The sequence below is a fragment of the Lysinibacillus sp. 54212 genome (assembly GCF_036662795.1).
Lineage (GTDB): Bacteria > Bacillota > Bacilli > Bacillales_A > Planococcaceae > Lysinibacillus_B.
In genome coordinates this window covers 175,725-186,581 of record NZ_JBAFWZ010000003.1, presented here as the reverse complement: position 1 = coordinate 186,581, position 10,857 = coordinate 175,725, and the positions used below count along the sequence as shown (strand labels likewise).

The 10,857-nt window shown below is 40.4% G+C and carries 8 protein-coding genes; all 8 read left to right on the top strand.

Annotation, left to right across the window (positions count from 1 at the left end):
* The first annotated feature begins 698 nt into the window (after window positions 1–698).
* Complete coding sequence (sigW, locus tag V4T18_RS03690) at window positions 699–1,262, top strand: RNA polymerase sigma factor SigW (RefSeq protein WP_332646692.1); 564 nt, start codon at window positions 699–701, stop codon at window positions 1,260–1,262.
* A gap of 13 nt (window positions 1,263–1,275) precedes the next feature.
* Window positions 1,276–1,899, top strand: a complete 624-nt coding sequence (locus V4T18_RS03685; protein ID WP_332646688.1) for an anti-sigma factor — start codon at window positions 1,276–1,278, stop codon at window positions 1,897–1,899.
* A gap of 175 nt (window positions 1,900–2,074) precedes the next feature.
* Complete coding sequence (gene cdaA / locus V4T18_RS03680; protein WP_332646686.1) at window positions 2,075–2,911, top strand: diadenylate cyclase CdaA; 837 nt, start codon at window positions 2,075–2,077, stop codon at window positions 2,909–2,911.
* A complete protein-coding gene (locus V4T18_RS03675; protein ID WP_332646684.1) occupies window positions 2,904–3,929 on the top strand; it encodes a CdaR family protein in 1,026 nt (341 codons plus the stop codon). Before cdaA ends, V4T18_RS03675 begins: the two co-directional genes overlap by 8 nt.
* A 124-nt stretch (window positions 3,930–4,053) precedes the next feature.
* Window positions 4,054–5,406 (top strand): phosphoglucosamine mutase, encoded by a 1,353-nt coding sequence (gene glmM, locus V4T18_RS03670; protein WP_332646691.1) that lies wholly within the window; start codon window positions 4,054–4,056, stop codon window positions 5,404–5,406.
* A 141-nt stretch (window positions 5,407–5,547) separates the two neighbouring features.
* Window positions 5,548–7,122, top strand: coding sequence for an ABC transporter substrate-binding protein (locus V4T18_RS03665; RefSeq protein ID WP_332646682.1), 1,575 nt, complete (start codon window positions 5,548–5,550; stop codon window positions 7,120–7,122).
* A 58-nt stretch (window positions 7,123–7,180) separates the two neighbouring features.
* Window positions 7,181–8,035 (top strand): alpha/beta fold hydrolase, encoded by an 855-nt coding sequence (locus tag V4T18_RS03660; RefSeq protein ID WP_332646680.1) that lies wholly within the window; start codon window positions 7,181–7,183, stop codon window positions 8,033–8,035.
* Between the two features lie 745 nt (window positions 8,036–8,780).
* Window positions 8,781–10,580, top strand: a complete 1,800-nt coding sequence (glmS, locus tag V4T18_RS03655) for a glutamine--fructose-6-phosphate transaminase (isomerizing) (protein ID WP_332646678.1) — start codon at window positions 8,781–8,783, stop codon at window positions 10,578–10,580.
* Window positions 10,581–10,857: the final 277 nt, after the last annotated feature.

Here is a 10,857-nt window from a genome sequence, read left to right as displayed (position 1 = left end):
TAGAGCATCTGACTTTTAATCAGAGGGTCGAAGGTTCGAGTCCTTCATGGCTCACTTTTCATTTATAAAAAGTGTTTATTAAATAAGATGTCATAACCTTTACTCCTATCGGGTAAAGGTTTTTTTTATTCCATAGCTAGTCTCTGCTTCTAATCGTTAAGGAAGTAAAAGTACCGCGTCTATTAAAAGAAATTTATTTTTTGGTAAATTTTATAAAAAGATTTTGATATAATTAAAATGAATCATTATTTGCGTCAATTTCAGAATGCATCTTTTCATCATCAGATACGAACCCTATAGAGAAGAAAAACGTCATTATTCGGATCGTTATGCTACAGGAGGACGTGTTTCGGGACAAGGGCGAGCAACGAGCCGCTTTCCCTTATTGCTGCGCGATAGAAAAACGATTTTGCTACGCTCAGTCCAGGGTCTCGGTTCGCTTGTTTTTTCCATCAGCGTTACCAGATCTTTCGCGCCAATTAGATTTAGTCTTCGTGGAGAAACTATTTATGAAAGTGACTACATCATATTGAATGGCATAATGAAGCCTTGAAATACAAGCTGCACCACTTCTATGAACGAAGCTTGAGTGCATTCATGTTAGGTGAAAGAAATAATTATAAAATTATATTTAAAAGATGAAACCTTTTTTGAAATCGTACGTAAATCATATAACAGAAGGTGGAGAGGATTACACGATGGATGCGTTAGTTAACAAAAGAATAAAGCAAGTGCTTAAAGGTGATCAAAACGCATATTCAGACATTGTGAACCTCTATCAGCACAAGCTGTATCAAATTTGTTACCGAATGCTTGGTAATAAGCAGGAGGCAGAAGATATCGCGCAGGAAGCCTTTGTGCGCGCGTATATAAATCTTCATTCGTATGACCAGAAGAGAAAGTTTTCAACATGGTTGTACCGAATCGCGACGAACCTTTGTATTGATCGCATTCGTAAAAAAAAGCCAGACTATTACTTAGATGCTGAAGTAGCGGGTACGGATGGTCTGGATATGTATTCGCAAATTGCAGCAGATGAACAGCTACCAGAAGACGTAGTGGAACAAATGGAGCTTCAAGAGCGTATTCAATATGAAATTAGTCGTTTACCAGATAAATATCGTTCAGTGATTGTTCTAAAATACATAGAGGAGCTTTCACTGCAGGAAATTAGTGAAATACTGGGTATGCCGCTTGGGACGGTAAAAACTCGTATACATCGCGGGCGTGAAGCACTGCGAAAACAGTTAAACAACTTGTAGGAGGGGAAATCGCATGAGTACGTGTCCAAAACAATATGTTGAATATATGCACGATTACTTAGATGGTGATATTAACCGTGAGCATGAGCAAGAGCTAAAAAAGCATCTTCAAAGCTGCGCGCAATGTCAACAGCATATGCATGAGCTTAGTGACACGATTGCGTTTATTAAGAGTGCTACACACATTACAGCACCTCCTAGCTTCGAAGAGCAAATAATGCAGCGTTTACCTAAGCGAAAAAATACTGTGGGCATACAAAAATGGTTAAGAAGACACCCATTCATTGTCGCTGCAGCTGTATTCTTTTTATTTATGAGTGCAACATTACTGAGTAGCTATTCGAATGATGATCAATTTTCTGTTACAAAGCAGCCTAATTTAGTTGTAGATGGTCAAACTGTTACCGTACCTGCTGGAGAGGTAGTGAAGGGTGATATTGTTGTTAAAAACGGTGACATTGTGATTGATGGCGAAGTGGATGGCAATGTGACTGTGATTAATGGAAGCTATATGGCATCTACAGCTGTAGTTTCTGGGCAAATTGAAGAAATAGATGAAGCCTTTGAATGGCTTTGGTATGAAATGAAACAGATGGGTAGTAGTTTCATATCCCTATTCCAAAAAGAAAAAGAATAAAATTCCGTTTTTATGGTCCGTAACTAAGGAACCTTTTAACAAAAAATGACGTTCTATAGAAAATGACAAAGTCTACTCGATTGAGTGGACTTTTTTGTTTCAAAAGGTAATTAATAAAGCAAATATGATATACTTATGATGGGTATGTATTAGCTAGAAAAGTGGGGGATGCCACATGCAAATAATCGAGCAATTTACAGATGTTACAGCTGTAAGTGTTGTATTTAACTTCTTAGACGTATTACTTGTTTGGTACGTATTATATAAAGTCTTAACCCTCATTAAAGGAACGAAGGCAGTTCAGTTATTGAAAGGGATATTTGTTATTATCATCGCAAAAATTGCAACAGATATTTTCGAGCTTGCTACGCTCGATTGGCTGTTGCAACAAGTAATAAATTTTGGATTTGTAGCGATTGTTATTATCTTTCAGCCAGAAATTCGTCGAGCACTTGAACAGATTGGACGAGGAAAGCTCTTTACACGAACGACGAGTCAGCAGGGAGAGGAGCAAACACGCTTAATCGAGGCAATGAAAAAATCAGTCAGTTATATGGCGAAGCGTCGAATAGGAGCACTAATTTCGCTTGAGAAGGAAACAGGCTTAAATGAATATATAGAAACAGGCATCAAAATGAACGCAGACATTTCATCTGAGCTGCTCATTAATATCTTTATCCCCAATACTCCGTTACATGACGGTGCAGTGGTGATTCAAAAGGACAAAGTATCCGCAGCTGCCTGTTATTTACCGCTATCAGAAAGTGCATTTATTTCGAAAGAGCTGGGCACACGTCACAGGGCTGCACTTGGCCTAAGTGAGGTAACAGATGCAATTGTTGTAATCGTTTCAGAGGAAACAGGAGCTGTGAGCATTGCAGTAGATGGTAAAATTGATCGCAATTTAACAATTGATGAATTTGAACTAAAGCTGCGTAAATTATGGTTTGGTCCTGAGCAGGATTCGAACTTAGCCTCTAAGCTAAGCTGGGGAGGTAATAAGAATGGATAAACTATTTGATAGTTATTGGGTACTTCGCATTACAGCGCTCGTTCTGTCCTTACTCCTATTCTTTTATGTGCAGTCGGAAAATGAGAAAAAAAGAGAGGGTGCAGCTGAAAGTAATTCAACTTCACCATATGTTGACATTATTAATGACGTTCCACTGGAAGTTTATTATGATGACGAAAACCTAATTGTTACGGGCTTACCAGAAACGGTAGATGTTACGATTAGCGGTCCGATGGCAATCGTATTGCAAGAAAAGATAGCTAAGGATTACGTTGTATTTGTTGATTTAAACTCCCTGTTGATTGGAAAGCATCGAGTGACTATACAGCATGAAAATTTTTCTGAAAAACTGGATGTTACCATTGACCCAGCCACAATCGATATCGAAATAGAGGAAAAAGTAACACAGGAATTTAGAGTCGATCCAGAAATGAATAATCGATTAATCGATGAAAATTACGTACTCTCAGGTATGACAGCAGAGCCGACATATGTCACAGTGACAGGTGCAAAAAGTGTTATCGAAAGCATTAGCTATGTTAAGGCAACTGTCACAGGAGAGCCTGGCATTAATAAATCGTTTGAGCAATATGCTAATGTAAAAGTACTAAATGCAGACTTAAGTCGGTTAGACGTTAGAATTGAGCCAGAAAAAGTTAAAGTAAAGGTTGAAATTAACGAATATAGTAAAGAATTACCGGTTGTTTTTAAACAAAAAGGCACATTACAAGAGGGCGTCACAATACAAGAAATATCGGTTGAGCCAACGAAGATGAAGGTGTATGGTAAAAAAGCTGTTATTGACGAGCTAAAGGAATTAGTCGTAGAATTTGACGTATCGGACTTAGAAAAGTCAGGATCGTATGAGGCAAAGTTAATCGTACCAGAAGGGGTAGCCCCTACGACTAAAACAATTCTTATTCACGCAAATGTTAAGAGGGAAGCTGTAGACACGACTGAAAATGAAACGGAAGTAGAAACTGAAGAGACTGTAGAGAATCAGGAAAGTACGGAGTAATCATCTTTATGAAGTGGTACAAGTTCGGGACATATGCGAAATTGATGAATTCCTTTTCGTTCATCTAGAGAGACAATGTCCAATGATGAAGCAAGGAATGTCTAGCATTGAAGGAGAGAACAAAATGGGTAAATATTTCGGAACGGATGGCGTCAGAGGAGTCGCAAATAGTGAATTGACGCCGGAGTTTGCATTTAAGCTTGGACGTGTTGGTGGATACGTATTGACGAAGGATGCGAAGGAGCGCCCAAAAGTTTTAATTGGACGAGATACACGTATTTCAGGTCATATGTTAGAAGGTGCACTTGTTGCAGGTCTTCTGTCTATCGGTGCGGAGGTTATGCGCTTAGGAGTAATTAGTACACCAGGAGTTGCTTATTTAACACGTGTGATGAATGCTGAAGCAGGTGTGATGATTTCTGCATCTCACAACCCGGTAGCAGATAACGGCATTAAATTTTTTGGTCCAGATGGATTTAAATTAACGGATGCACAAGAGGCTGAAATGGAAGCATTGCTTGATGCAGAGGAAGATACATTACCACGCCCTGTTGGTGGAAATATCGGTGCGGTTACAGACTACTTCGAGGGTGGACAAAAATATATTTCTTACTTAAAGCAAACAGTGGATGAGGAGTTTGAGGGCATTCACGTTGCACTAGACTGTGCACACGGAGCAACAAGCCAACTAGCAACACATCTATTTGCAGATTTAGAAGCAGATCTTTCGACGATGGGCGCTTCGCCGAATGGGTTGAATATTAACGAAGAAGTAGGTTCAACTCATCCAGAAAAGCTTGCAGAATTTGTACTTGAGCGTGGGGCGGATGTCGGGCTTGCGTTTGATGGTGACGGCGACCGTTTAATAGCTGTAGACGAGCGCGGTCAAATAGTCGATGGTGACCAAATTATGTTTATCATCGGTAAATATCTACATGCAAAGGGCTTACTGAAAAAGGGCACAGTTGTTTCAACAGTTATGAGCAATATGGGCTTTTATAAAGCAATTGAAGATAATGGCATGACAAGTGTTCAAACGGCTGTCGGTGATCGTTATGTAGTAGAAGAGATGCGCGCGAATGACTATAATGTTGGCGGCGAGCAATCTGGCCACATCGTGTTCTTAGATTTTAATACGACAGGTGACGGCCTACTAACAGGCATCCAGCTTGTAAACATTATGAAGGCAACAGGCAAACGATTATCAGAGCTTGCAGGTGAAATGACAATTTATCCGCAGGAGCTAGTAAACGTTCGTGTAACAGACAAGCATGCCGTTACACAAAATGAAAAAGTAGCAGCGGTGATTGCAGCGGTAGAGGCGGAGATGGCTGGCAATGGACGAGTATTAGTTCGCCCTTCTGGTACAGAGCCTTTAGTACGTGTGATGGTAGAGGCTGCTACTGAGGAAGCTTGTCTAGCGTTTGTAAACCGTATTGCCGATGTAGTACGTGCAGAAATGGGTTTAGTTGAATAAAAAAATTGAAATCTGCTATCTTATTAAGGTAGTGGATTTTATTTTTGGTTGCATTAAATCCCAAGTGAAGTGGTTGACTTTAACGTAGTAGTAGAATATTATAATTATATTTTAAAGAAAGTAGACTAAGGAGGGAACGATATGAAGAATGTAAAATTACTATTTGGCTTCATGCTTGTATTTGTTTTATTAGCTGCATGTTCAAATAATAAAGGGACAGAAAAAGTGGATGACACATCAGGGCCAAAAGAAGGCGGCTCATTTATCGTAGGAGTGGAAGGCGATCCGGCTTCATTTAACCCATTATATACAGCAGATTTAACATCCTTAACGGTACAACAAGCATTATACTCACCACTTTATTACACAGATAGCGGGAATATAGTGCCAGCATTAGCCCAATCGTTAGAGCCTTCTGATGACAATTTAACGTATACACTAAAATTAAAAGAAGGCTTAACTTGGCATGATGGACAACCACTAACAGCAGCTGACGTTGTGTTTACAGTGAATGCTATTTTAGACGAGAAAAACGCTACATGGACACGCTCTAACTATATTGTAGGTGATAAGCCAGTTGTGACAGAGGCTAAAGATGATACGACTGTAACATTTACATTAGCGGCGGTATCACCAGCCTTTGAAGCGGTTATTCATAACATCTATCCAATTCCTAAGCATATTTACGAAAATGAAGGCAACCTAAGTGAAAGTGAATTGAATGCAAAACCAGTTGGCTCTGGTCCATTTAAATTCGTCGAGTATGCAACGAGTCAATATATTAAATTACAGCGCTTTGATAACTACTTTGGAGGCAAGCCGTATTTAGACGAGCTAGTTTTCCAAGTGTTTAAAGATGATAATGCGGCAAACTTAGCCTTACAAAGTGGGGCCATCCATATGAAGAGTATTAAGCCATTCGATCTTGAAAAGGTAAAAGGCTTCGGTTCAGTAGAGACGGTAATCTACCCTGAAAACCGTATGACATACCTTTCATTCAATATGAATGTGCCAGAGCTCGATAATGTGAAGTTCCGACAAGCACTATCGTATACATTAGATCGTGAGGAATTAATTACTGTGGCATACGGTTCTAAAGAATTTGCCCAGCCAGCATCATCCATCTTCACACCGGATGTACTATATCAAACGACTGATGTAGAAACATATCCGCAAGATCTTGAAAAAGCGAAGAAGTTGTTGGAAGAAAGTGGCGTAGATACATCACGTTCGTTTAACATTATTTACAACAACTCAAACAAGGCATTTGAAGGAATGGCGCTATATGTGCAGCAGCAGTTTAAGAAAATTGGTGTGAATGTAGAGCTTGACGGTGGTGACCCAAGCTATGTTTACCCAACTGTAGATGACCGTACGAGCACAAAATATGACCTATATTTAGACGGTTATATTATGCGTGCAGAGCCTGATGCATATAAGCTTCTGTACAAAGGTGATGAGCCTTACAACTATTCAAACTACCACAATGATACGGTGGATGCGCTATGGGTAAAAGCAGCGGTTACACCAAACGGTACAGAACGTGAGCAGCTTTATAAGGAAATTCAGGAAACGTATGCAAACGATGCAGTAGCGTACCCAGTGTCTTACGATAGCTCCATTTTAGCGATTGATAAACGCTACGGAGGCATTAAGGAAGCACAAACAGCACCAATTACATTATTACGTGATTACGGAAAAATTTATATGAAATAATACTAGTGGGGATGTCTCAATTGAGAGGCATCCCCTTTCAAGAGAAGAGGGAATAAGGATGTATGCAACGATTAACGGAGCAAAATTGTATTTTGATATAGACGGCGCAGGCTATGTAGCGGATGGCCCGACAATGAAGCGTAAGCCAGCTTGTATTTTATTACATGGCGGACCAGGTAGTGACCATTCAGATTTTAAACCATGGTTTGACGAGCTAGCTCAGCATATGCAGCTTATTTATTTAGACCACCGTGCAAATGGACAGTCAGAGCGAGTACCCGTTGAAACATGTACATTTGAGAGGCTAGCGGATGATATTGAAGGGCTACGCCAATATTTAGGGCTAGAAAAAATATATGTACTAGGTCATTCGTTTGGTGGAATGGTTGCGCAGCATTATGCGATTAAATATCCACAATCTGTAGAAAAGCTGTTATTAATTTGTACAGCACCGAGCAAGGAGTTTTATACGGATGCTTTAGCGTTTGTGAAGGATAAGGCAACGCCAACTCAGTGGGAGCTTATTCCGAAACTGTTCGAAGGATATATCGAAAATGATGCCGAGCTAGAAAACTGGTGGAATCATAATTATGAGCTGTACTTCTATGAGAAGGACGAGAAGGTGATGTATGAAAGCGGCAATCGCCCAATCGGCAATTTAGATATTTGTAATTATACGTTTAAACACTTTATGCCCCATTATGATGTACGAAGTGAGCTCCCAGCGCTACAAGTACCTACACTGATCGTGTCAGGTCGTCATGACTGGATTACACCTGTAACACAGGGGGAAGCTATGCATAAATTAATTCCAAACAATGAATTTATCGTGTTTGAAAAGAGTGGTCATATGCCATTTATCGAGGAGCAGGCTTTGTTTTTTGAAAAGCTTGTGGCGTTTGTTAAAGAATAAAACATGAAAATATGGTAAGTTAGCTTCCCTAGAGTAAATACTTGTTAGTGAATAAACTATAGATACGAGGGAATCACGTCCAGAATACCTTCCGCTAGTATGTTATGTGCTGGCGGAAAAATTTTGGGTGACCATTTGACGAATGTCGCCTGTTTATGTATGATGAAAATGCTTGAAAAAATGTTTCTATTAAATTCCAATTCATTGGAAGTGTCAAGCATGCGCGGTATAAGGAGGAGAAGAGGCGCGCAATATAAATACTAAAGGAGAACAATTATAGCGCCAGAGCTAAGGAAATCGAACGGACTATAGATCCTTAGCTGACGAGGTGGAGGTTATCGAAAATTCGGCGGATGCCTCCCGATCGCATATGTGCCCGGTCGTCATATTCGTTTTAAAACAGTAGAGCAATCTGCTGCACAGAGGAACGAATCGGCACACATAAAAAATAATCGCTACAAAGCACGTTTTGCCATGCGCGTTATTCAGAACGCCAAGGTGCAAAATGTATTACCTTGTAGTTTAATTTCGCGTTGCCTTTTGACTTTATCCAGCAGAACGTTCATTAAGAGATGAATGCCATAATGGAATTAATTTGTTCGGCTGAATAAGGTTAAAGCCTCTGGTAGTTGTTACAAATTTCGAAATTTGGACGGGATTATACCGAGGCATAATGGATTATTATAGGTTTATTTGTGCTCTTTAAATACAGGTAGCTTCGTAGCATTTACGGAGGAATTTGATTATGTGTGGAATTGTAGGCTATAACGGCATTTTAAATGCAACAGAGATTTTATTAAAAGGTTTAGAGAAACTAGAGTATCGTGGCTATGACTCCGCAGGTATCGCGCTTCGAAGTGCAGAGGGTGTCACAATCTTCAAGGAGAAGGGACGTATCGCAGATCTTCGCAAGGCAGTAGATGACGATGCAGAAGCCCATGTCGGAATCGGTCATACACGCTGGGCTACTCACGGTGTACCAAATAGATTAAATGCACACCCGCACCAAAGTGCATCAGGTCGCTTTACACTTGTGCATAATGGGGTTATTGAAAACTATCACCTTCTGCAAAAGGCATACTTAAAAGGTATTCCAATGCAGTCTGATACAGATACAGAGGTGATCGTACAGTTAGTTGATTTATTTTCGAAGGAAGGTTTATCAACAGTAGAGGCATTCCGTAAAACACTATCTTTAGTACACGGATCCTATGCACTTGCCCTACTAGATAACGAGGATAATGAAACAATTTACGTAGCAAAGAATAAATCGCCGCTATTAGTCGGAGTTGGTGACGGCTTTAACGTAGTTGCTTCGGATGCAATGGCTATGCTACAAGTAACAGATCAATTTATCGAGCTACATGATAAAGAGGTAGTTCTTGTCCATCGTGATCATGTAGAAATTACGAAGCTTGATGGTCGTAACGTAGAGCGTAAGCCATTCACAGCCGAACTTGATATGAGCGATATTGAAAAGGGCACGTACCCTCACTATATGCTAAAGGAAATGGATGAGCAGCCGGGTGTTGTACGTAAAATTATCCAAGCGTACGAGCAGGACGGCGAGTTAACTATTGATGGTAAGATTTTAGAGGCTCTATCCCAGGCGGATCGCATTTACATTATCGCTGCGGGCACGAGCTACCACGCCGGTCTAGTTGGGAAGGAATACTTCGAAAAAATTGCTGGCATTCCAGTCGAAGTACACATTTCTAGTGAGTTTGGCTATAATATGCCGCTACTTTCGAAGAACCCTTTATTTATCTTCATTTCACAATCAGGTGAAACTGCAGATAGCCGTCAAGTGCTAGTGAAAATAACAGAGCTTGGCCACCCAACCTTAACAATTACGAACGTACCAGGCTCAACGCTGTCTCGTGAGTCGGACTACACGCTATTACTACATGCTGGCCCTGAAATTGCCGTTGCATCAACAAAGGCATATGTAGCTCAGGTAGCGGTTTTAGCAATCGCTGCGTATGTGACGGGGAAGGCAACGGGCAAAGATATTAACTTTGACCTTAAGCAGGAGCTGGCGATTGCAGCAACAGGCATTGAAACAATTGTGGACTCCAAAGATGTTATGGAGGAAATTGCAGAGGATTATTTAAAAATCGCTCGCAATGCCTTCTTTATCGGACGTAATATCGATTTCTGTGTAAGCTTAGAGGGCGCACTAAAGCTAAAGGAAATTTCGTATATTCAAGCGGAGGGCTTCGCTGGTGGAGAGTTAAAGCACGGTACAATCGCGCTGATCGAGGAAGGCACACCGGTATTCGCACTAGTAACGCAGGAGCAGGTGGCACTAAACATCCGCGGTAACGTGAAGGAAGTCGTAGCGCGCGGAGCAAACGCCTGCATTATCGCGATGCAAGGCTTAGAGGAAGACGGCGATCGCCTAATCATCCCTCGCGTCCACCCATTACTAACACCACTCGTATCGGTCGTACCGCTACAGCTAATCAGCTACTATGCCGCTCTACACCGCCGCTGCGACGTCGACAAACCACGTAACCTAGCCAAATCGGTAACGGTGGAATAGGGTTGTAAGTTTTTTGTACATGAGTTTGCAGCTTTGAAAAAAAGATTGATTATTTATAATAAAGATCGATAATTTGAAATAAAGTTTGATTAAAATCATCTCTCCTCTGTAGCTTTCTTAGAGGTTAGATGATTTTTTTGTTGGATATTTATGTTAATGCATCTGTAAAGATTGTGAAGAAATGTACTTAAACTAACGGGGCAGTTTAGTTTAACAAGAAATTCTCTCTTATGACGGAAAGTTTTTGAATTATTGTATTATGAAGAAAAGTCTATTT

Bases quoted from the DNA above. Each gene is read 5' to 3' on its own strand.
- cdaA (WP_332646686.1), top strand. From the start codon at position 2,075: ATGCAAATAATCGAGCAATTTACAGATGTTACAGCTGTAAGTGTTGTA.
- V4T18_RS03665 (WP_332646682.1), top strand. From the start codon at position 5,548: ATGAAGAATGTAAAATTACTATTTGGCTTCATGCTTGTATTTGTTTTA.
- sigW (WP_332646692.1), top strand. From the start codon at position 699: ATGGATGCGTTAGTTAACAAAAGAATAAAGCAAGTGCTTAAAGGTGAT.
- glmM (WP_332646691.1), top strand. From the start codon at position 4,054: ATGGGTAAATATTTCGGAACGGATGGCGTCAGAGGAGTCGCAAATAGT.
- V4T18_RS03675 (WP_332646684.1), top strand. From the start codon at position 2,904: ATGGATAAACTATTTGATAGTTATTGGGTACTTCGCATTACAGCGCTC.
- V4T18_RS03660 (WP_332646680.1), top strand. From the start codon at position 7,181: ATGTATGCAACGATTAACGGAGCAAAATTGTATTTTGATATAGACGGC.
- V4T18_RS03685 (WP_332646688.1), top strand. From the start codon at position 1,276: ATGAGTACGTGTCCAAAACAATATGTTGAATATATGCACGATTACTTA.
- glmS (WP_332646678.1), top strand. From the start codon at position 8,781: ATGTGTGGAATTGTAGGCTATAACGGCATTTTAAATGCAACAGAGATT.